Origin of the sequence: Streptococcus sp. 2579, from assembly GCF_013277195.1 — a bacterium.
GTDB lineage: Bacteria > Bacillota > Bacilli > Lactobacillales > Streptococcaceae > Streptococcus.
The window spans coordinates 11,329-32,999 of the sequence record NZ_VMMM01000004.1 but is presented as its reverse complement, the minus strand read 5'-3'; the positions used below and the strand labels follow the sequence as shown (position 1 = coordinate 32,999).

The window sequence follows — 21,671 nt, the reverse complement described above, 5'->3', positions numbered from 1 at the left end:
AGTTTCTAAGAAACGCTATCATAACGTGCGGGCTTGTATATTTACGAGTCCGCTATTGTTTTTCTCTAATAAAACAAAAGAGGTGAAAACCATAGCAAAGCAAGACTTATTCATCAATGATGAGATTCGTGTACGTGAAGTTCGCTTGATCGGTCTTGAGGGAGAACAGCTAGGCATCAAGCCACTCAGTGAAGCGCAAGCTTTGGCTGATAATGCTAATGTTGACCTAGTATTGATTCAACCCCAAGCCAAACCGCCTGTTGCAAAAATTATGGACTACGGTAAGTTCAAATTTGAGTACCAGAAGAAGCAAAAAGAACAACGCAAAAAACAAAGTGTTGTTACTGTGAAAGAAGTTCGTCTAAGTCCAACGATTGACAAGGGTGACTTTGATACAAAACTTCGCAATGCACGCAAATTCCTTGAAAAAGGAAATAAAGTTAAGGTATCTATTCGCTTTAAGGGTCGTATGATTACCCATAAAGAGATTGGTGCAAAAGTTTTAGCCGAGTTTGCTGAAGCAACTCAAGATATTGCCATCATCGAACAACGTGCTAAAATGGATGGACGTCAAATGTTCATGCAATTGGCGCCAGCAACTGACAAAAAATAATTGTCAGAAAGTTAAATAAAGGAGAAAAAATCATGCCAAAACAAAAAACACACCGCGCATCAGCTAAACGTTTCAAACGTACAGGTTCTGGTGGACTTAAACGTTTCCGTGCTTACACTTCTCACCGTTTCCACGGAAAAACTAAGAAACAACGTCGTCATCTTCGTAAAGCATCTATGGTGCATTCAGGAGATTACAAACGTATCAAAGCAATGCTTACTCGCTTGAAATAATAGCTTGACTGTAAGTAAACAATTCTAGGAAATATTTGGAGGAAATAAAACATGGCACGTGTTAAAGGTGGCGTTGTATCACGCAAACGTCGTAAACGTATTCTTAAATTAGCAAAAGGTTACTATGGAGCTAAACACATCTTGTTCCGTACTGCAAAAGAACAAGTAATGAACTCTTACTACTATGCATACCGTGACCGTCGTCAGAAAAAACGTGACTTCCGCAAATTGTGGATCACTCGTATCAACGCGGCAGCTCGTATGAACGGACTTTCATACTCACAATTGATGCATGGTTTGAAATTGGCTGAGATTGAAGTTAACCGTAAAATGCTTGCTGACTTGGCTGTTAACGATGCAGCAGCTTTCACAGCTCTTGCAGATGCGGCTAAAGCAAAACTTGGTAAATAATAACTGATAAGACTGGAACAGGATTGTCCAGTCTTTTTAAAAATAAAGGAGAAAAATATGGCTTCAAAAATGCTACACACTTGCTTGCGAGTAGAAAATCTTGAAAAATCAATTGCATTCTATCAAGATGCTTTTGGATTTAAAGAATTGCGTCGCAGAGATTTTCCAGATCATGCCTTCACGATTGTCTATCTAGGACTTGATGGTGACGATTATGAGTTGGAGTTGACTTATAACTATGATCATGGCCCTTATGTAGTTGGAGATGGTTTTGCCCATATCGCCCTAAGTACACCTGATCTTGAGGCTCTTCACCAAGAGCACAGTGCAAAAGGCTATGAAGTGACTGAGCCAAATGGTCTACCAGGAACTGCACCAAACTATTACTTTGTCAAAGACCCTGATGGATACAAGGTCGAAGTCATTCGTGAAAAATAATCCCGTGAAGTCAAGTAGAATGTTCGTTTTCTACTTGACTTTTTTTAGCTGAAAGAGTATACTAGTAAAAATTTAACCTTTAAGGGGAGTCCAGAGAGACTCACAAGGTGTCGGATAAAAGAATAGTACAATTTTCCAGAGGAGACTTTTTGAGTGTGCTCTCTTGTGTTGTACGATTTTAACTGAGGCCTTGCAATCGCAAGGTCTTTTCTTTGTCTGGTCCCCTTAAAATTTAAGGAGGAAAAATCATGAATCCCACATGTAAGAAGCGTTTGGGTGCCATTCGTTTGGAAACCATGAAGGTGGTTGCACAGGAGGAAATTGCGCCAGCAATCTTTAAATTAGTCCTAGAAGGGGAAATGGTTGAAGCTATGCGAGCAGGTCAATTTCTTCATCTGCGTGTGCCTGATGATGCCCATCTCTTGCGTCGTCCTATTTCAATTTCGTCTATCGATAAGGTTAAGAAGCAGTGTCGCCTTATTTATCGGATTGAGGGAGCTGGGACAGCTATTTTTTCAACCTTAGGTCAGGGAGATACTCTTGATGTGATGGGGCCTCAGGGAAATGGTTTTGACTTGTCTGAACTGGACAATCAGAGCCAGGTTCTCTTAGTTGGTGGGGGGATTGGTGTTCCGCCCTTGCTTGAAGTAGCCAAGGAATTGCATGCGCGTGGTGTGAAAGTGGTGACAGTCCTTGGTTTTGCTAACAAGGATGCTGTTATCCTTGAAACGGAATTGGCCCAATATGGGCAGGTCTTTGTAACGGCAGATGATGGTTCTTATGGCATCAAGGGGAATGTTTCTGTTGTCATCAAGGATTTAGACAGTCAGTTTGATGCTGTTTATTCTTGTGGGGCGCCTGGAATGATGAAGTATATCAATCAAACCTTTTATGACCACCCAAGAGCCTATCTATCTCTGGAATCTCGTATGGCTTGTGGGATGGGTGCCTGCTATGCCTGTGTCCTAAAAGTGCCAGAAAGCGAGACGCTCAGCCAACGTGTCTGTGAAGATGGCCCTGTTTTCCGCACAGGAACAGTTGTATTATAAGGGGAAAATCATGTCTACAAATCGTTTACAAGTTTCTCTACCTGGTTTGGATTTGAAAAATCCGATTATTCCAGCATCAGGCTGTTTTGGTTTTGGACAAGAGTATGCCAAGTACTATGATTTAGATCTTTTAGGTTCTATTATGATCAAGGCGACAACCCTTGAAGCCCGTTTTGGCAATCCAACTCCAAGGGTGGCAGAAACACCTGCTGGCATGCTCAATGCAATTGGCTTGCAAAATCCTGGTTTGGAAGTTGTTTTGGCCGAAAAGCTACCTTGGTTGGAAAGAGAATATCCAAATCTTCCTATTATTGCCAATGTGGCTGGTTTTTCAAAACAAGAGTATGCGGCTGTTTCTCATGGTATTTCCAAGGCAGCTAATGTAAAGGCTATCGAGCTCAATATTTCTTGCCCCAATGTTGACCACTGTAATCACGGACTTTTGATTGGTCAAGATCCAGATTTGGCTTATGATGTGGTGAAAGCAGCTGTGGAAGCCTCCGAAGTGCCAGTTTATGTCAAATTAACCCCGAGTGTGACCGATATCGTTACTGTCGCAAAAGCTGCAGAAGATGCGGGAGCAAGTGGCTTGACCATGATCAATACTCTAGTTGGAATGCGCTTTGACCTCAAAACCAGAAAACCAATCTTGGCCAATGGAACAGGTGGAATGTCTGGTTCAGCAGTCTTTCCAGTAGCACTCAAACTCATCTGCCAAGTCGCCCAAACTACAGACCTGCCCATCATTGGAATGGGAGGAGTGGATTCGGCTGAAGCTGCCTTAGAAATGTATCTGGCCGGGGCATCTGCAATCGGAGTTGGAACAGCCAACTTTACCAATCCCTATGCCTGTCCTGATATCATCGAAAATTTACCAAAAGTTATGGACAAATACGGCATTAGCAGTCTGGAAAATCTCCGCAAGGAAGTAAAAGAGTCTTTGAGGTAAACTGCAATCTATCTGTTCTTGATTTTTTATTAGTTTGTAATATGAATTTAAGAGAATTTTGGTACAATAAAATAAATAAGAACAGAGGAAGAAGGTTAATGAAGAAAGTAAGATTTATTTTTTTAGCTCTGCTATTTTTCTTAGCTAGTCCAGAGGGTGTAATGGCCAGTGATGGTACTTGGCAAGGAAAACAATACCTGAAAGCAGACGGTAGTCAAGCAGCCAATGAATGGGTTTTTGATGCTCACTATCAATCTTGGTTTTATATAAAAGCAGATGCCAACTATGCTGAAAATGAATGGCTGAAACAAGGTGATGATTATTTTTACCTAAAATCTGGTGGCTATATGGCCAAGTCAGAATGGGTAGAAGACAAGGGAGCCTTCTATTATCTTGACCAAAATGGAAAAATGAAAAGAAATGCGTGGGTAGGAACTTCCTATGTTGGTGCAACAGGTGCCAAGGTAATAGAAGACTGGGTTTATGATTCTCAATACGACTCTTGGTTTTATATCAAAGCAGATGGACAACACGCAGAGAAAGAATGGCTTCAAATCAAGGGCAAGGACTATTATTTCAAATCTGGTGGTTATATGCTGACAAGTCAGTGGATTGAACAGGCTTATGTGAGTGCTAGTGGCGCTAAAGTACAGCAAGGTTGGCTTTTTGACAAACAATACCAATCTTGGTTTTACATCAAAGAAAATGGAAATCATGCTGATAAAGAATGGATTTTCGAAAATGGTCACTATTATTATCTAAAATCCGGTGGCTATATGGCAAAAGATGAATGGATTTGGGATAAAGAGTCATGGTTTTACCTCAAATCTGATGGTAAAATAGCTGAGAAAGAATGGGTCTACGATTCTAAAAGTCAAGCTTGGTACTACTTCAAATCTGGTGGCTATATGGCGAAAAATGAGACAGTAGATGGTTATCAGCTTGGAAGCGACGGTAAATGGCTTGGAGAAAAAGCTACAAATGAAAATGCTGCTTATTATCAAGTAGTTCCTGTCACAGCAAATGTTTATAATGCAGATGGTGAAAAGCTTTCCTATATATCGCAAGGTAGTGTCGTCTGGCTAGATAAGGATAGAAAAAGTGATGACAAGCGCTTGGCTATTACTGTTTCTGGTTTGTCAGGATATATGAAAACAGAAGATTTACAAGCACTAGATGCTAGCAAGGATTTTATCCCTTATTATGAGAGTGATGGCCACCGTTTTTATCACTATGTGGCTCAGAATGCTAGTATTCCAGTAGCTTCTCATATTTCTGATATGGAAGTAGGCAAGAAATATTATTCGGCAGATGGGCTGCATTTTGATGGTTTTAAGCTTGAGAATCTCTTCCTTTTCAAAGATTTAACAGAGGCTACAAACTATAGTCCTGAAGACTTGGATAAGGTATTTAGTCTGTTGAATATTGACAATAGTCTCTTGGAAAATAAGGGATCTACCTTTAAGGAAGCTGAAGAACATTACCATATCAATGCCCTCTATCTCCTTGCCCATAGTGCTTTAGAAAGTGATTGGGGACGAAGTAAGATTGCTAAAGATAAGAATAATTTCTTTGGAATTACAGCCTATGATACGACACCTTACCTTTCTGCCAAGACATTTGATGATGTGGATAAGGGAATTTTAGGTGCAACCAAGTGGATTAAGGAAAATTATATCGATAGGGGCAGAACTTTCCTTGGAAATAAGGCGTCTGGTATGAATGTTGAATATGCCTCAGACCCTTATTGGGGCGAAAAAATTGCTAGTGTGATGATGAAAATCAATGAGAAACTAGGTGGTAAAGATTAGTCTTATTATTGGATATGATTTGAGTGAATAGTATGTTAAAAATCCTGATTTCAAGTAAAATCAGGATTTTTTCATGGATGCGATTTTTTCTGGGTCTGGTGTAACACGGAGGGTCTTTTGTCCTGTGTAAGTGACAAAGCCGGGTTTGCCACCAGTTGGTTTGTTAAGTTTCTTGACCTCGATCATATCTACCTGAACCAGATTTGACAGGCGAGCTTGCGAGAAGTAGGCGGCTAGCTCTGCTGCGTCTGTCTTGACTTCATCAGATGGGTCTAGGTTGCCTGAGATGACAACATGGCTTCCAGGAATGTCCTTGGCATGGAACCAAAGTTCCTCCTTGCGGGCCATTTTAAAGGTTAGTTCCTCATTTTGCAGGTTATTGCGGCCAACATAGATGATGGTTTTGCCATCGCTGGCCAGATATTGTTCTGGTTTTTTGCGTTTCTGGATTTTCTCCCGTTGTCTTCTGCGGATAAAACCTGTTTGAATCAATTCTTCACGGATTTCAGCGATTTCTTCTAGTCCTGCTTGGTTGAGGACGGTTTCCACACTTTCCAGATAGAGAATGGTTGCCTTAGTTTCTTCAATCAAATCAGTCAAGTATTTGACAGCTTCTTTGAGTTTCTGGTACCGTTTAAAATAGCGTTGGGCATTCTGGTTGGGAGTCAAGGCTTTATCAAGCGCAATCGTGATAGGTTGGTTGGTGTAGTAGTTGTCCAGGATAACCTGATCTTGGTCGTTAGGCACTTGGTGGAGGAAGGTTGTCAGCAATTCCCCTTTTTGGCGAAATTCTTCAGCATTGTCTGTCGCCAGTAACTCTTTTTCTTGCTTTTGCAGTTTGTGGCGGTTTTTCTGAAGTTCGTTTTCAACACGACGAATGAGTTCACTGGCTTGCTGTTTGACGCGGTCGCGCTCAGCCTTATCCTTATAGTAGGTGTCCAACAAATCAGAAAGACTAGCAAAAGGCTCTCCCACCTGATTTGCAAAAGGAACTGGACTGAAGGATGTCTCTGTCAAGCAGGGTTTGGTTTCTTGACTGAAAAAGTTACGGAAAGTAGACAGTTTATCACTAACCAGAATGTTTGCCAATTCATTTGCTGTATCGCGTCCCAGACCTTGAAAGAGGCTTTGAAGATTTTTAGCTGTCGTTTCCTGTGTTTGTAGGATTTCAAAGAGCTTTTCATTCTTGATAGTAAAAGGATTGAGAGATTCCGTACTTGGCGGAGCGATGTAGGTAGACCCAGGAAGCAAGGTGCGGTAGCTATTTTGTGAAAAGCCAACGTGTTTAATGACTTCGAGGATTTTATGACTGCTTTTATCGACCAGTAGAATATTACTGTGTTTACCCATAATCTCGATAATCAAGGTAGCCTGGATATGGTCTCCAATCTCGTTTTTATTGGAAACTGTCATTTCCACAATACGGTCATTTTCCACTTGCTCAATAGACTCAATCAGGGCACCCTGCAAATACTTTCTCAAAACCATGATAAAGGTAGAAGGTTGGGCTGGGTTTTCAAAAGTCGTTTGGGTCAGCTGAATGCGTCCAAAAACAGGATGGGCAGAAAGGAGCAGGCGATGACTTTGGCGATTGCTGCGGATTTGCAAGACCAACTCTTGTTCAAAAGGTTGATTGATTTTCTGGATGCGACCATTCACTAACTCTCTTCGCAATTCCTCAACCATGTGGTGTAAAAAAAATCCGTCAAATGACATCGTTCTCTCCTTGTGATTGTATTCCATAGTATTATATCAAAAAGGTAGAATAAAATCATGGAAATGTGGTATAATAAAGCCAAGTAAAGAGAAACGAGAAGCACATGTATATTGAAATGGTAGATGAAACTGGTCAAGTTTCAAAAGAAATGTTGCAACAAACCCAAGAAATTTTGGAATTTGCAGCCCAAAAATTAGGAAAAGAAGACAAGGAAATGGCAGTCACTTTTGTGACCAACGAGCGTAGCCATGAACTCAATCTAGAGTACCGTGACACCGACCGTCCGACAGATGTTATCAGCCTTGAGTATAAACCAGAGTTGGAAATTGCCTTTGATGAGGAAGATTTGCTTGAAAATCCGGAATTGGCAGAGATGATGTCTGAGTTTGATGCCTATATTGGGGAACTATTCATCTCTATCGATAAGGCTCATGAGCAGGCCGAGGAATATGGCCATAGCTTTGAGCGTGAGATGGGCTTCTTGGCAGTACACGGCTTTTTACATATCAACGGCTATGATCACTACACTCCGGAAGAAGAAGCGGAGATGTTCGGTTTACAAGAAGAAATTTTGACAGCCTATGGACTCACAAGACAATAAACGAAAATGGAAAAATCGTGACCTGATATCCAGTTTAGAATTTGCCCTCACAGGAATTTTTACTGCCATCAAGGAAGAACGCAATATGCGAAAACATGCAGTGACGGCTCTTGTAGTCATTCTTGCAGGTTTTGTTTTTCAGGTGTCACGAATCGAATGGCTCTTTCTCCTATTGAGCATTTTCTTGGTAGTAGCCTTTGAAATTATCAACTCTGCTATTGAAAATGTGGTGGATTTGGCCAGTCACTATCACTTTTCCATGCTGGCTAAAAATGCCAAGGATATGGCGGCTGGCGCGGTATTGGTGGTCTCTCTTTTCGCAGCCTTAACAGGCGCATTGATTTTTCTCCCACGAATCTGGGACTTAATATTTTAAACAGTAAGAGGAAATTATGACTTTTAAATCAGGCTTTGTAGCCATTTTAGGACGCCCCAATGTTGGGAAGTCAACCTTTTTAAATCACGTTATGGGGCAAAAGATTGCCATCATGAGTGATAAAGCGCAGACAACGCGTAACAAAATCATGGGGATTTACACCACTGATAAGGAGCAAATCGTTTTTATCGACACACCAGGGATTCACAAACCTAAAACGGCTCTCGGAGATTTCATGGTTGAGTCTGCCTACAGTACCCTTCGCGAAGTGGATACCGTTCTTTTCATGGTGCCTGCTGATGAAGCGCGTGGCAAAGGGGACGATATGATTATCGAACGCCTCAAGTCTGCCAAGGTTCCTGTGATTTTGGTGGTGAATAAAATCGATAAGGTCCATCCAGACCAGCTCTTGTCTCAGATTGATGACTTCCGAAATCAGATGGACTTCAAGGAAATCGTTCCAATCTCAGCTCTTCAAGGGAATAACGTCTCTCGTCTAGTGGATATTTTGAGTGAAAATTTGGACGAAGGTTTCCAATATTTCCCGTCTGATCAAATCACAGACCATCCAGAACGTTTCTTGGTTTCAGAAATGGTTCGCGAGAAAGTTTTGCACCTAACTCGTGAAGAGATTCCGCATTCTGTTGCAGTAGTTGTGGATTCTATGAAACGAGACGAAGAGACAGACAAGGTTCACATCCGTGCAACCATCATGGTCGAGCGCGATAGCCAAAAAGGGATTATCATCGGTAAAGGTGGTGCTATGCTTAAGAAAATCGGTAGCATGGCCCGTCGTGATATTGAACTCATGCTAGGAGACAAGGTCTTCCTAGAAACATGGGTCAAGGTCAAGAAAAACTGGCGCGATAAAAAGCTAGATTTGGCTGACTTTGGCTATAATGAAAAAGAATACTAAGTAGAGGTGGGCTCATGCCTGCTTCTTGTTTTTACAGAAGGAGGACTTATGCCTGAATTACCTGAGGTTGAAACCGTTCGACGTGGCTTGGAAAAATTGATTATAGGAAAGAAGATTTCGAGTGTAGAAATTCGCTATCCCAAGATGATTAAGACAGATTTGGACGAGTTTCAAAAGGAAGTACCTGGTCAAGTTGTTGAGTCAATGGGACGTCGTGGCAAGTATTTGCTTTTCTACCTGACAGACAAGGTCTTGATTTCCCATCTGCGGATGGAGGGCAAGTATTTTTATTATCCAGATCAAGTGCCAGAACGCAAGCATGCCCATGTTTTCTTTCAGTTTGAGGATGGTGGCACGCTTGTTTATGAGGATGTTCGCAAGTTTGGTACTATGGAACTCTTGGAGCCTGACCTTTTAGACGCCTATTTTATTTCTAAAAAATTAGGTCCTGAACCAAGCGAACAAGACTTTGATTTGCAGGTCTTTCAAGCTGCCCTATCCAAGTCTAAAAAGCCTATCAAATCCCATCTTTTAGACCAGACCTTGGTAGCTGGACTTGGCAATATCTATGTGGATGAGGTTCTCTGGCGAGCTCAGGTTCATCCAGCTAGACCTTCCCAGACTTTGACAGCAGAGGAAGCGACTGCCATTCATGACCAGACTATTGCTGTTTTGGGCCAGGCTGTTGAAAAAGGTGGTTCCACCATTAGGACCTATACCAATGCCTTTGGTGAAGATGGAACCATGCAGGATTTTCATCAGGTCTATGATAAGACTGGTCAAGAATGTGTACGCTGTGGTACCATCATTGAGAAAATCCAACTAGGCGGACGAGGCACCCATTTTTGTCCTCAGTGTCAAAGGAGGGACTGATGGGAAAAATCATTGGAATCACTGGGGGAATTGCCTCTGGTAAGTCAACTGTGACAAATTTTCTAAGAAAGCAAGGCTTTCAAGTAGTGGATGCCGACGCAGTCGTCCACCAACTACAGAAACCTGGTGGTCGTCTGTTTAAGGCTCTAGTCCAGCACTTTGGGCAAGAAATCATCCTTGCAAACGAAGAACTCAATCGCCCTCTCCTAGCTAGTCTCATCTTTTCAAATCCTGAAGAACGGGAATGGTCTAGGATAACTCAAGGAGAGATTATCCGTGAGGAACTAGCTACGTTGAGAGACCAGTTTGCTCAGACAGAAGAGATTTTCTTCATGGATATTCCCCTACTTTTTGAGCAGGACTACAGCGCTTGGTTTGATGAGACTTGGTTGGTCTATGTGGACCGAGATGTCCAAGTAGAACGCTTAATGAAAAGGGACCACTTGTCCAAAGATGAAGCTGAGTTTCGTCTGGCAGCCCAGTGGCCTTTAGAGAAAAAGAAAGATTTGGCTAGCAAAATTCTTGATAATAATGGCGATCAGAGTCAGCTTCTAACTCAAGTGCTTACCTTTCTTGAGGGAGGTAAGCAAGATGACAGAGATTAACTGGAAGGATAATCTGCGTATTGCCTGGTTTGGTAATTTTCTGACAGGAGCCAGTATTTCCTTGGTTGTGCCTTTTATGCCCATCTTTGTGGAAAATTTAGGTGTAGGGAGTGATCAAGCTGCTTTTTATGCAGGCTTAGCTATTTCTGTCTCTGCTATTTCCGCGGCGCTCTTTTCTCCTATCTGGGGGATTCTTGCTGACAAATACGGCCGAAAACCCATGATGATTCGTGCTGGTCTGGCCATGACTATCACTATGGGAGGCTTGACCTTTGTGCCAAATATTTATTGGCTAATCTTTCTTCGTTTACTGAATGGTGTATTTGCGGGTTTTGTTCCCAATTCAACGGCCTTGATAGCCAGTCAGGTTCCCAAGGAGAAATCAGGCTCTGCCTTAGGTACTTTGTCTACAGGTGTAGTTGCAGGTACTCTAACTGGTCCCTTTATTGGTGGCTTTATCGCAGAATTATTTGGCATTCGTACAGTTTTCCTACTGGTTGGTAGTTTTCTGTTTTTAGCCGCTATTTTAACTATTTGCTTTATCAAGGAAGATTTTCAACCAGTAGCCAAGGAAAAGGCCATCCCAACAAAGGAATTATTTACATCAGTTAAATATCCCTATCTCTTGGTCAACCTCTTTCTGACCAGTTTTGTTATCCAATTTTCAGCCCAATCAATCGGTCCTATCTTAGCTCTGTATGTACGCGACTTAGGGCAGACAGAGAATCTTCTTTTTGTATCTGGTTTGATTGTATCCAGTATGGGCTTTTCCAGCATGATGAGTGCAGGAGTTATGGGCAAGCTAGGTGACAAGGTGGGCAATCATCGTCTCTTGGTTGTCGCCCAGTTTTATTCAGTTATCATCTATCTCCTCTGTGCCAATGCCTCTAGCCCCCTTCAACTAGGCATTTATCGTTTCCTCTTTGGCTTGGGAACCGGTGCCTTGATTCCCGGAGTTAATGCCCTTCTCAGTAAGATGACACCCAAAGCTGGTATTTCGAGGGTCTTTGCCTTTAATCAGGTATTCTTTTATCTGGGAGGTGTCGTTGGGCCTATGGCAGGTTCTGCAGTAGCAGGTCAATTTGGCTACCATGCAGTCTTCTATGCGACAAGCCTTTGTGTTGCCTTTAGTTGTCTCTTTAACCTTCTTCAGTTTCGAACATTATTAAAAGTAAAGGAAATCTAGTGCGAGTAAAAATTAATCTCAAATGCTCCTCTTGTGGCAGTATCAATTACCTAACTAGTAAAAATTCTAAAACCCATCCAGACAAGATTGAGGTTTTAAAGTATTGTCCCAAGGAAAGAAAAGTAACCCTACATCTTGAATCTAAGTAGATTTTATGGTAAAATAATAGGGATTTTAAGGAGTTTGATATGTATAACCTATTATTAACCATTTTATTAGTATTATCTGTTGTGATTGTGATTGCGATTTTCATGCAACCAACCAAAAACCAATCCAGCAATGTATTTGATGCCAGCTCAGGTGATTTGTTTGAACGCAGTAAAGCACGCGGTTTCGAAGCTGTAATGCAGCGTTTGACAGGGATTTTGGTCTTTTTCTGGCTAGCCATTGCCTTAGCATTGACGGTATTATCAAGTAGATAAGAAAATAATGGGCAGGACTAGGTCTTTGCCTCTTTTTATTTTTAAAAGATATTTGAGAAGGTTTTACAGTAAAAGAAAATTAAAAAATCTAGAAAGAAAATATGAAAGATAGAATAAAAGAATATTTACAAGACAAGGGAAAGGTAACGGTCAATGACTTGGCTCAGGCTTTGGGAAAAGACGGTTCCAAGGACTTTCGTGAGTTGATTAAAACCTTGTCCTTAATGGAAAGAAAACACCAGATTCGCTTTGAAGAAGATGGCAGTTTGACCCTGGAAGCCAAGAAAAAACATGAGATTACTCTCAAGGGGATTTTTCATGCTCATAAAAATGGCTTTGGCTTTGTTAGTCTGGAAGGCGAGGAGGACGACCTTTTTGTAGGAAAAAACGATGTCAACTATGCTATTGATGGTGATACCGTTGAGGTCGTCATCAAGAAAGTCGCTGACCGCAACAAGGGAACAGCTGCCGAAGCCAAAATTATTGATATCTTAGAACACAGTTTGACAACTGTTGTCGGCCAAATCGTTCTAGATCAGGAAAAGCCTAAGTATGCTGGCTACATCCGTTCGAAAAATCAGAAAATCAGCCAACCCATCTATGTTAAGAAACCAGCCCTTAAACTGGAGGGAACAGAAGTTCTCAAGGTCTTTATCGATAAATACCCAAGTAAGAAACATGATTTCTTTGTCGCGAGTGTCCTCGATGTGGTGGGGCATTCAACGGATGTCGGAATTGATGTTCTTGAGGTCTTGGAATCAATGGACATTGTATCCGAGTTTCCAGAAGCTGTTGTCAAGGAAGCAGAAAGTGTGCCTGATGCTCCGTCTCAAAAGGATATGGAAGGTCGTCTGGATCTAAGAGATGAGATTACCTTTACCATTGACGGTGCTGACGCCAAGGACTTGGACGATGCGGTGCATATTAAGCCTATGAAAAATGGAAATATCGAACTCGGAGTTCACATAGCAGATGTTTCCTATTATGTGACCGAGGGTTCTGCCCTTGACAAGGAAGCCCTTAACCGCGCGACTTCAGTCTATGTAACAGACCGAGTGGTTCCAATGCTTCCAGAACGACTGTCAAATGGTATCTGTTCTCTCAATCCTCAAGTTGACCGCCTGACCCAGTCTGCCATTATGGAGATTGATAAACATGGTCGTGTAGTCAACTACACCATCACACAAACGGTTATCAAGACTAGCTTCAGGATGACCTATAGCGATGTCAATGATATCCTAGCTGGCGATGAAGAAAAGAGAAAAGAATATCATAAAATTGTACCAAGTATCGAACTTATGGCCAAGCTTCATGAAACTTTAGAAAACATGCGTGTGAAACGTGGAGCTCTCAATTTTGATACCAATGAAGCGAAGATTTTAGTGGATAAACAAGGTAAGCCTGTTGATATCGTTCTTCGTCAGCGTGGCATTGCCGAGCGTATGATTGAGTCCTTTATGTTGATGGCCAATGAAACAGTTGCTGAGCATTTCAGCAAGTTGGATTTGCCTTTTATCTATAGAATTCACGAGGAGCCTAAGGCTGAAAAGGTTCAGAAGTTTATTGATTATGCTTCGAGTTTTGGCTTGCGCATTTATGGGACTGCCAGTGAGATTGGCCAGGAGGCACTTCAAGACATTATGCGTGCTGTTGAGGGAGAACCTTATGCAGATGTATTGTCCATGATGCTTCTTCGCTCTATGCAGCAGGCTCGTTATTCGGAGCACAATTACGGCCACTATGGACTAGCTGCTGACTATTATACTCACTTTACCAGTCCGATTCGTCGTTATCCAGACCTTCTTGTTCACCGTATGATTCGTGATTACGGCCGTTCTAAAGAAATAGCAGAGCATTTTGAACAAGTGATTCCAGAGATTGCGACCCAGTCTTCCAACCGTGAGCGTCGTGCCATCGAGGCGGAGCGTGAAGTCGAAGCCATGAAAAAGGCTGAGTACATGGAAGAGTACGTAGGCGAAGAGTACGATGCAGTTGTATCAAGTATTGTCAAATTCGGTCTCTTTGTTGAATTGCCAAACACAGTTGAAGGCTTGATTCACATCACTAATCTACCTGAATTTTATCATTTCAATGAGCGTGATTTGACTCTTCGTGGAGAGAAATCAGGAACAACCTTCCGTGTAGGTCAGCAGATTCGCATTCGCGTTGAAAGAGCTGATAAGATGACGGGCGAAATTGACTTCTCTTACATTCCAAGTGAGTTTGATGTGATTGAAAAAGGCTTGAAACAGTCTAGTCGCAGTGACAGAGGGCGTGGTTCAAGTCGTCGTTCAGATAAGAAGGAAGATAAGAGAAAATCAGGACGCTCAAATGATAAGCGCAAGCATTCACAAAAAGACAAGAAGAAAAAAGGAAAGAAACCTTTTTACAAGGAAGTAGCTAAGAAAGGAGCCAAGCATGGCAAAGGGCGAGGGAAAGGTCGTCGCACAAAATAAAAAGGCGCGCCACGACTATACAATCGTAGATACGCTAGAAGCAGGAATGGTCCTGACTGGAACTGAAATCAAGAGTGTGCGAGCTGCTCGAATCAATCTCAAGGACGGTTTTGCACAAGTAAAAAATGGGGAGGTCTGGTTGAGCAACGTTCATATCGCTCCTTACGAAGAGGGTAATATCTGGAATCAGGAACCAGAACGTCGCCGCAAACTCCTGCTCCATAAGAAACAAATTCAAAAATTGGAACAAGAGACCAAAGGGACAGGAATGACCCTGGTTCCCCTTAAAGTCTATATCAAAGATGGTTACGCTAAACTCCTTTTAGGTCTAGCTAAAGGAAAGCATGACTATGATAAACGGGAGTCAATCAAGCGACGTGAGCAGAATCGCGATATTGCGCGCGTGATGAAAGCTGTCAATCAGCGATAAAAAGAGGAATGAAGATGGAAAAACTAGTTGCCTATAAACGCATGCCTTTGTGGACTAAAGAAACTATGCCAGAGGCTGTTCAGCAGAAACACAATACCAAGGTTGGGACTTGGGGGAAAATTACTGTCTTGAAGGGAGCTCTCAAGTTTATTGAATTGACAGAAGATGGTGAGGTTTTAGCTGAGCACCTCTTTGAAGCAGGAGCCGACAATCCCATGGCACAACCTCAAGCTTGGCATCGAGTCGAGGCTGCTACAGACGATGTGGAATGGTACTTGGAGTTTTATTGTAAACCTGAAGATTATTTCCCTAAGAAATACAATACTAATCCTGTTCATTCAGAGGTCCTAGAGGCTATGCAGACAGTAAAACCAGGGAAAGCCTTGGATTTGGGCTGTGGTCAAGGCCGTAATGCATTCTTTTTAGTCCAACAAGGTTTTGATGTGACAGCTGTGGATCAAAATGAACTGGCCCTTGAAATCTTGCAAAGCATTGTGGAGCAGGAAAATCTGGACATGCCAGTTGGTCTTTACGATATCAATTCAGCTAGTATTGGGCAAGCGTATGATTTCATCGTATCGACAGTTGTTTTGATGTTTTTGCAAGCAGACCGCATTCCTGCAATTATCAAAAATATGCAGGAGCATACTACGGTCGGTGGTTATAATCTTATCGTTTGTGCTATGGATACGGAAGGTTACCCTTGCTCTGTGAACTTCCCATTTACCTTTAAAGAAGGGGAATTGTCAGACTATTACAAGGACTGGGAATTGGTTAAGTACAATGAAAATCCAGGTCAATTGCACCGTCGCGATGAAAATGGCAATCGCATTCAACTACGCTTTGCGACCATGCTAGCTAAGAAAATTAAATAAACATGAATGAAGATTAGGAATTTTTCTGATCTTTTTTTTCTTTTTTTACGAATAGATAAGATAGAAGAATTGACAAAAATACGCATTATAAGTATAATTTTAGCTAGAAAGGTGACAATGAATGCCAATCACAGGTAAGGAAATGGTAAAATTAGCTCTTGCAAATGGATGGATTGAAGTTCGTAAGAGAGGAAGTCATCATCATTTTAAGAAAGAAGGAGTTCCCTATCTTGTCACTATTCCAGTTCACGGTAATGATGATCTAGGAAAAGGGTTAGAGAGAAAAATATTAAAAGATTTGGGATTGTAGTTGATTTGGAAATTGTGGAGGTGTATTATGCTAAAATCTTATCCTGCTATTTTTCATAAAGAAGGTACTGGATACTGGATTGAATTTCCGGAGTTTGGAGGTGGGACAGAGGGAGCAACGATTGAACTTGCAATGAAAAATGCTCGGGAAATGCTTGAGAGTGTTTTAGCTTCTTATATTGATGAAGGACTGGCTCTGCCTACTCCTAGTGACATTGCTGAGTTGAAAGCTCCTGATGGATTTGTGACTTTGATTCAGGTCAATCCCTTGCCTTTCGTAAAGAATAATAAAGCGATTCGAAAAAATGTTACGGTTCCAGAGTGGCTAGTCAGACTTGCAGATCGTGAGAAAGTGAACTATTCTGAAGTGTTGACACAAGCTCTTGAAAGTCGCTTGCAACTCTAAAATTATAGAATGATGAAGATTAGGAATTTTCCTGATCTTTTTTCTTTTTTTCGAATAATATAGAAAAGGAGGGAAATCATGTTTGTTGCGAGAGATGCTAGGGGAGAGTTGGTAAATGTGTTAGAGGCTAAGCTTGAGAAGCAAGAATACACCTGCCCAGCTTGTGGAGGGCAACTCCGTTTGCGTCAAGGACCAAGTGTCCGAACCCATTTTGCCCACAAATTCCTAAAAGACTGTGATTACTCCTTTGAAAATGAAAGTCCAGAACATCTGGCAAATAAAGAATCACTTTATCACTGGTTGGAAAAAGAGGCAGAGGTGCAATTAGAATACCCTCTTCCAAAGCTTAAACAGATTGCAGATGTATTTGTAAATGGCAATCTAGCTCTAGAAGTTCAGTGTAGTCCCTTGCCTCAAAAAATTCTTAAAGAGCGTAGTGAGGGCTATCGTAGTCAGGGTTACCAAGTACTGTGGTTGCTGGGTCAAAAACTGTGGCTCAAGGAGCGTTTGACTCGTCTGCAACAAGGTTTTCTCTATTTCAGTCAAAACATGGGATTTTATGTTTGGGAAGTAGACAAGGAAAAACAAGTTTTAAGGCTTAAATATCTCATCCACCAGGATCTCCGAGGCAGACTCTATTATCAAATCAAGGAATTTCCCTATGGTCAAGTTAGTCTACTGGAGATATTACGTCTTCCCTATAAGAAACAAAAAATATCTAGTTTTAGTGTTTCTCAGGATAAGGACATCTGTCGTTATATCCGGCAACAACTGTATTATCAAAATCCTATTTGGATGAAAGAACAAGCAGAAGCCTATCAAAAGGGGGAAAATCTCCTGACTTATGGGCTGAAAGAATGGTATCCACAAATTCGACCACTAGTAGGTGATTTTTGCCAAATTGAGCAAGATTTGACTAGCTATTATAAGCATTTTCAAACCTATTACCAACAAAATCCTCAAAATGATTGGCAAAAGCTTTATCCACCAGCCTTTTATCAGCAATATTTCTTAAAAAATATGGTAGAATAGAAAGGATGGAGGAATCTAATGGTATTACAAAGACATGAAATAAATGAAAAAGATACATGGGATCTATCAACGATTTACCCAACTGACCAGGCTTGGGAAGAAGCCTTAAAAGATTTAATAGAACAGCTGGAGACAGTAGCCAAGTATGAAGGCCATCTCCTGGATAGTGCGGATAGCCTACTCGAAATTACTAAATCTTCTCTTGAAATGGAACGCCAGATGGAGAAGCTTTACGTTTATGCTCATATGAAGAATGACCAAGACACACGTGAAGCCAAGTACCAAGAGTACTATGCCAAGGCCATGACTCTCTATAGCCAGCTAGATCAAGCTTTTTCATTCTATGAGCCTGAATTTATGGAGATTAGTGAAAAGCAGTATGCTGACTTTTTAGAAGCTCAACCAAAATTGCAGGTTTATCAACACTATTTTGACAAGCTCTTGCAAGGCAAGGATCACGTTCTTTCACAACGCGAAGAAGAATTATTGGCTGGCGCTGGAGAAATCTTTGGTTCGGCAAGTGAAACCTTCGCTATCTTGGACAATGCGGATATTGTGTTCCCTTATGTTCTTGACGATGATGGTAAGGAAGTGCAACTCTCTCATGGGACTTACACACGTCTGATGGAGTCTAAAAATCGAGAGGTTCGCCGTGGTGCCTATCAAGCACTTTATGCGACTTATGAACAATTCCAACACACCTATGCCAAAACCTTGCAAACCAATGTTAAGGTGCAAAATTACCGTGCTAAAGTTCGCAACTACAAGAGTGCTCGTCATGCAGCCCTCGCAGCGAATTTTGTTCCAGAAAGTGTTTATGACAATTTGGTAGCAGCAGTTCGCAAGCATTTGCCACTCTTGCATCGATACCTTGAACTTCGTTCAAAAATCTTGGGAATTTCAGATCTCAAGATGTACGATGTCTACACACCACTTTCTTCTGTTGAATATAGTTTTACCTACCAAGAAGCCTTGAAAAAAGCAGAAGAGGCCTTGGCAGTCTTGGGTGAGGATTACTTGAGCCGTGTTAAACGTGCCTTCAGTGAGCGTTGGATTGATGTTTACGAAAATCAAGGCAAGCGTTCAGGTGCCTATTCTGGTGGTTCTTACGATACCAATGCCTTTATGCTTCTCAACTGGCAGGACAATCTGGACAATCTCTTTACTCTTGTTCATGAAACAGGTCACAGTATGCATTCAAGCTATACTCGTGAAACGCAACCTTATGTTTACGGAGATTATTCGATCTTCTTGGCTGAGATTGCCTCAACGACTAATGAAAATATCTTGACGGAGAAATTATTGGAAGAAGTGGAAGACGACGCAACGCGCTTTGCTATTCTCAATAACTTCCTAGATGGTTTCCGTGGGACAGTTTTCCGCCAAACTCAATTTGCTGAGTTTGAACACGCTATCCACCAAGCAGACCAAAACGGGGAGGTCTTGACAAGCGATTTCCTAAATAAACTCTACGCAGACTTGAACCAGGAGTATTATGGTTTGAGTAAGGAAGACAATCCTGAAATCCAATACGAGTGGGCTCGGATTCCACACTTTTACTATAACTACTATGTATATCAATATTCAACAGGCTTTGCGGCGGCCTCAGCCTTGGCTGAAAAGATTGTCCATGGTAGTCAAGAAGACCGTGATCGCTATATCGATTATCTCAAGGAAGGTAAATCTGACTACCCACTCAATGTCATGAGAAAAGCTGGTGTTGATATGGAGAAGGAAGACTACCTCAACGATGCCTTTGCAGTCTTTGAACGTCGTTTGAATGAGTTTGAAGCTCTTGTTGAAAAATTAGGATTGGCATAAGATGGTTGAATCGTATAGTAAAAATGCCAACCATAACATGCGTCGCCCTGTCGTCAAGGAAGAAATTGTAGACTTGATGCGTCAGCGTCAAAAGCAAGTCACAGGTTCCTTGAAAGAATTGGAAGATTTTGCCCGTAAGGAAAATATTCCCATTATTCCCCATGAAACGGTTGCTTATTTCCGTTTTCTTATGGAAACCATGCAACCTAAAAACATTCTGGAAATTGGGACGGCTATCGGTTTTTCTGCCCTCTTGATGGCAGAACATGCGCCGAAGGCCAAGATTACAACCATTGACCGCAATCCAGAGATGATTGGTTTTGCCAAGGAAAATTTTGCCCAGTTTGACAATCGCAATCAAATTACGCTCCTAGAAGGAGATGCGGTAGATGTCTTATCAACCTTGACAGAGTCTTATGATTTTGTCTTTATGGATTCTGCCAAGTCTAAATACATCGTCTTTCTGCCAGAAATCCTCAAACATTTGGAAGTTGGAGGTGTGGTTGTCTTGGATGATATTTTTCAAGGTGGTGATGTTGCCAAGGACATTATGGAAGTTCGTCGTGGCCAGCGAACCATTTATCGAGGCCTTCAAAGACTATTTGATGCAACCTTAGACAATCCAGGACTCACCGCAACATTAGTACCTCTGGGGGACGGCATTCTCATGCTTCGTAAAAATGTAGCAAATGTTCAATTGCCTGACAGCGAATGATTTTCAGAAAAATTTAAGAAAAAATAGTAAAATAGATAGAGTAACACTTATCTCAAAGGAGTAGACATGAAGAAAAAACTATTGGCAGGTGCCATTACACTATTATCAGTAGCAACTTTAGCAGCTTGTTCAAAAGGTTCAGAAGGGGCAGATCTTATCAGCATGAAAGGTGATGTTATTACAGAACACCAATTTTATGAGCAAGTAAAAAGCAACCCTTCAGCCCAACAAGTCTTGTTAAATATGACCATCCAAAAAGTTTTTGAAAAACAATATGGCTCAGAGCTTGATGATAAAGAGGTTGATGATACTATTGCCGAAGAAGAAAAACAATATGGCGAAAACTACCAACGTGTCTTGTCACAAGCAGGTATGACTCTTGAAACACGTAAAGCTCAAATTCGTACAAGTAAATTAGTTGAGTTGGCAGTTAAGAAGGCAGCAGAAGCTGAATTGACAGATGAGGCTTACAAGAAGGCCTTTGACGAATATACTCCAGATGTAACGGCTCAAATCATCCGTCTTGATAATGAAGATAAGGCCAAAGAAGTTCTCGAAAAAGCCAAGGCAGAAGGTGCTGACTTTGCCCAATTAGCCAAAGATAACTCAACTGATGAGAAAACTAAAGCAAATGGTGGAGAAATCACCTTTGATTCTGCTTCAACAGAAGTACCTGAGCAAGTCAAGAAAGCCGCTTTCGCTTTAGATGTAAATGGCATTTCTGATGTGATTACAGCAACTGGCACACAAGCCTACAGTAGCCAATATTACATTGTAAAACTCATTAAGAAAACAGAAAAATCATCTAACATCGATGACTACAAAGAAAAATTAAAAACTGTTATCTTGACTCAAAAACAAAATGATTCAACATTTGTTCAAAGCATTATCGGAAAAGAATTGCAAGCAGCCAATATCAAGGTTAAGGACCAAGCCTTCCAAAATATCTTTACCCAATATATCGGTGGTGGAGATTCAAGCTCAAGCAGTTCATCAAAAGAATAGTCCAAATCAATGAGTCAGGGAAAAAACTCGACTTCAGGAAAAAATGAAGTAAATCTTCCCACAATAAAACGCATAGTACAAGGTTTTCAATACCTGATATTATGCGTTTTTTGGTTTTAAAGACTTTTTGACTAGCCTCATTTTTTTAACTTAATACTCAGTGAAAAGCAAAGATTAAACTAGGAAGCTAGCTGTAGGCTTCTCATAGAACAGCTTTGAGGTTGCAGATAAGACTTATGAGGTCACCAACATATATAATGTGAAGCTGACGTGGTTTGAATAGATTTTAGAAGAGTATGAGTTGGAAGTTTTAATGGATAATGCAAGATTCCATAGAATGGGTAAGCTAGAGTTCTTATGTGAAGAGTTTGGCCATAAACTTTTACCTCTTCCTCCCTACTCATCTTATACTCAATGAAAAT

General features: G+C 41.3%; 25 protein-coding genes, 1 pseudogene and 1 other annotated feature (1 of these 27 running past the window's edge). Of the genes and pseudogenes, 25 read left to right on the top strand and 1 reads right to left on the bottom strand.

From position 1 onward, the window contains the following. Positions 1-67 (top strand) — a sequence feature (ribosomal protein L20 leader region); it begins 65 nt to the left of the window's first position. Between the two features lie 15 nt (positions 68-82). The 7 genes from infC (at position 83) to HT725_RS02270 (ending at position 5,504) form a co-directional block, all read left to right on the top strand. Next, positions 83-613: a translation initiation factor IF-3 gene (gene infC / locus HT725_RS02300; protein WP_000848180.1), complete on the top strand. Its 531-nt coding sequence runs from the start codon at positions 83-85 to the stop codon at positions 611-613. A gap of 32 nt (positions 614-645) precedes the next feature. Further along, a complete protein-coding gene (gene rpmI, locus HT725_RS02295) occupies positions 646-846 on the top strand; it encodes a 50S ribosomal protein L35 (RefSeq protein ID WP_001125943.1) in 201 nt (66 codons plus the stop codon). Positions 847-897: 51 nt separating this feature from the next. Beyond that, positions 898-1,257, top strand: coding sequence for a 50S ribosomal protein L20 (gene rplT, locus HT725_RS02290; protein WP_000124834.1), 360 nt, complete (start codon positions 898-900; stop codon positions 1,255-1,257). Between the two features lie 57 nt (positions 1,258-1,314). Beyond that, a complete protein-coding gene (locus HT725_RS02285) occupies positions 1,315-1,695 on the top strand; it encodes a VOC family protein (RefSeq protein WP_173252986.1) in 381 nt (126 codons plus the stop codon). 248 nt (positions 1,696-1,943) lie between these two features. After that, on the top strand, positions 1,944-2,744 hold the full coding sequence (locus HT725_RS02280; protein WP_173252985.1) for a dihydroorotate dehydrogenase electron transfer subunit: 801 nt from the start codon (positions 1,944-1,946) through the stop codon (positions 2,742-2,744). Next, entirely contained in the window at positions 2,707-3,693 is a 987-nt protein-coding gene (locus HT725_RS02275; RefSeq protein WP_173252984.1) for a dihydroorotate dehydrogenase, read from the top strand. Before HT725_RS02280 ends, HT725_RS02275 begins: the two co-directional genes overlap by 38 nt. Before the next feature lie 41 nt (positions 3,694-3,734). Beyond that, the gene (locus HT725_RS02270) at positions 3,735-5,504 is read left to right on the top strand and encodes a glucosaminidase domain-containing protein (protein ID WP_173218279.1); all 1,770 of its coding nucleotides are present in this window, start codon (positions 3,735-3,737) and stop codon (positions 5,502-5,504) included. Positions 5,505-5,564: 60 nt separating this feature from the next. On the opposite strand, the gene pavA is transcribed toward HT725_RS02270, so the two are convergent. Next, the gene (gene pavA, locus HT725_RS02265; RefSeq protein WP_173218281.1) at positions 5,565-7,220 is read right to left on the bottom strand and encodes an Rqc2 family fibronectin-binding protein PavA; all 1,656 of its coding nucleotides are present in this window, start codon (positions 7,218-7,220) and stop codon (positions 5,565-5,567) included. 104 nt (positions 7,221-7,324) lie between these two features. Between pavA and ybeY the strand changes: the two genes are divergently transcribed. From ybeY to HT725_RS02175, 18 genes and pseudogenes are all read left to right on the top strand, one after another. Beyond that, positions 7,325-7,822, top strand: coding sequence for an rRNA maturation RNase YbeY (gene ybeY, locus HT725_RS02260; protein WP_000275156.1), 498 nt, complete (start codon positions 7,325-7,327; stop codon positions 7,820-7,822). Continuing rightward, complete coding sequence (locus HT725_RS02255) at positions 7,803-8,198, top strand: diacylglycerol kinase (RefSeq protein WP_000378165.1); 396 nt, start codon at positions 7,803-7,805, stop codon at positions 8,196-8,198. The genes ybeY and HT725_RS02255 overlap by 20 nt, the downstream gene beginning before the upstream one ends. Positions 8,199-8,214: 16 nt before the next feature. Next, positions 8,215-9,114: a GTPase Era gene (era, locus tag HT725_RS02250; protein WP_173252983.1), complete on the top strand. Its 900-nt coding sequence runs from the start codon at positions 8,215-8,217 to the stop codon at positions 9,112-9,114. A gap of 48 nt (positions 9,115-9,162) precedes the next feature. Beyond that, entirely contained in the window at positions 9,163-9,987 is an 825-nt protein-coding gene (mutM, locus tag HT725_RS02245; RefSeq protein WP_173252982.1) for a DNA-formamidopyrimidine glycosylase, read from the top strand. Then, positions 9,987-10,592 (top strand): dephospho-CoA kinase, encoded by a 606-nt coding sequence (gene coaE / locus HT725_RS02240; RefSeq protein ID WP_173252981.1) that lies wholly within the window; start codon positions 9,987-9,989, stop codon positions 10,590-10,592. Before mutM ends, coaE begins: the two co-directional genes overlap by 1 nt. Then, positions 10,579-11,778, top strand: a complete 1,200-nt coding sequence (locus HT725_RS02235) for a multidrug efflux MFS transporter (RefSeq protein WP_173252980.1) — start codon at positions 10,579-10,581, stop codon at positions 11,776-11,778. Before coaE ends, HT725_RS02235 begins: the two co-directional genes overlap by 14 nt. Beyond that, entirely contained in the window at positions 11,778-11,927 is a 150-nt protein-coding gene (gene rpmG / locus HT725_RS02230) for a 50S ribosomal protein L33 (RefSeq protein ID WP_001809104.1), read from the top strand. Before HT725_RS02235 ends, rpmG begins: the two co-directional genes overlap by 1 nt. Before the next feature lie 39 nt (positions 11,928-11,966). Then, entirely contained in the window at positions 11,967-12,200 is a 234-nt protein-coding gene (secG, locus tag HT725_RS02225; protein ID WP_000282517.1) for a preprotein translocase subunit SecG, read from the top strand. 101 nt (positions 12,201-12,301) lie between these two features. Next, entirely contained in the window at positions 12,302-14,656 is a 2,355-nt protein-coding gene (gene rnr, locus HT725_RS02220) for a ribonuclease R (RefSeq protein WP_173252979.1), read from the top strand. Further along, positions 14,619-15,086 carry an SsrA-binding protein SmpB gene (smpB, locus tag HT725_RS02215; RefSeq protein WP_001051750.1) on the top strand — a complete coding sequence of 156 codons (468 nt, stop codon included), beginning with the start codon at positions 14,619-14,621 and terminating at the stop codon, positions 15,084-15,086. Before rnr ends, smpB begins: the two co-directional genes overlap by 38 nt. Positions 15,087-15,100: 14 nt before the next feature. Beyond that, positions 15,101-15,961: an SAM-dependent methyltransferase TehB gene (gene tehB / locus HT725_RS02210; RefSeq protein ID WP_173252978.1), complete on the top strand. Its 861-nt coding sequence runs from the start codon at positions 15,101-15,103 to the stop codon at positions 15,959-15,961. A gap of 121 nt (positions 15,962-16,082) precedes the next feature. Continuing rightward, positions 16,083-16,271 (top strand): type II toxin-antitoxin system HicA family toxin, encoded by a 189-nt coding sequence (locus tag HT725_RS02205; protein WP_001122912.1) that lies wholly within the window; start codon positions 16,083-16,085, stop codon positions 16,269-16,271. 27 nt (positions 16,272-16,298) lie between these two features. Further along, the gene (locus HT725_RS02200; protein ID WP_050252888.1) at positions 16,299-16,676 is read left to right on the top strand and encodes a type II toxin-antitoxin system HicB family antitoxin; all 378 of its coding nucleotides are present in this window, start codon (positions 16,299-16,301) and stop codon (positions 16,674-16,676) included. Between the two features lie 78 nt (positions 16,677-16,754). Beyond that, positions 16,755-17,708, top strand: coding sequence for a competence protein CoiA family protein (locus HT725_RS02195; RefSeq protein WP_173252977.1), 954 nt, complete (start codon positions 16,755-16,757; stop codon positions 17,706-17,708). A gap of 18 nt (positions 17,709-17,726) precedes the next feature. Beyond that, positions 17,727-19,529, top strand: a complete 1,803-nt coding sequence (pepF, locus tag HT725_RS02190; protein WP_173252976.1) for an oligoendopeptidase F — start codon at positions 17,727-17,729, stop codon at positions 19,527-19,529. Position 19,530: 1 nt separating this feature from the next. Further along, positions 19,531-20,244: an O-methyltransferase gene (locus HT725_RS02185; protein ID WP_173252975.1), complete on the top strand. Its 714-nt coding sequence runs from the start codon at positions 19,531-19,533 to the stop codon at positions 20,242-20,244. 66 nt (positions 20,245-20,310) lie between these two features. Further along, positions 20,311-21,249, top strand: a complete 939-nt coding sequence (gene prsA, locus HT725_RS02180; RefSeq protein ID WP_173252974.1) for a peptidylprolyl isomerase PrsA — start codon at positions 20,311-20,313, stop codon at positions 21,247-21,249. A 307-nt stretch (positions 21,250-21,556) separates the two neighbouring features. Further along, positions 21,557-21,652 (top strand): annotated as a pseudogene (locus tag HT725_RS02175) (IS630 family transposase); the annotation flags it as partial. Positions 21,653-21,671: the final 19 nt, after the last annotated feature.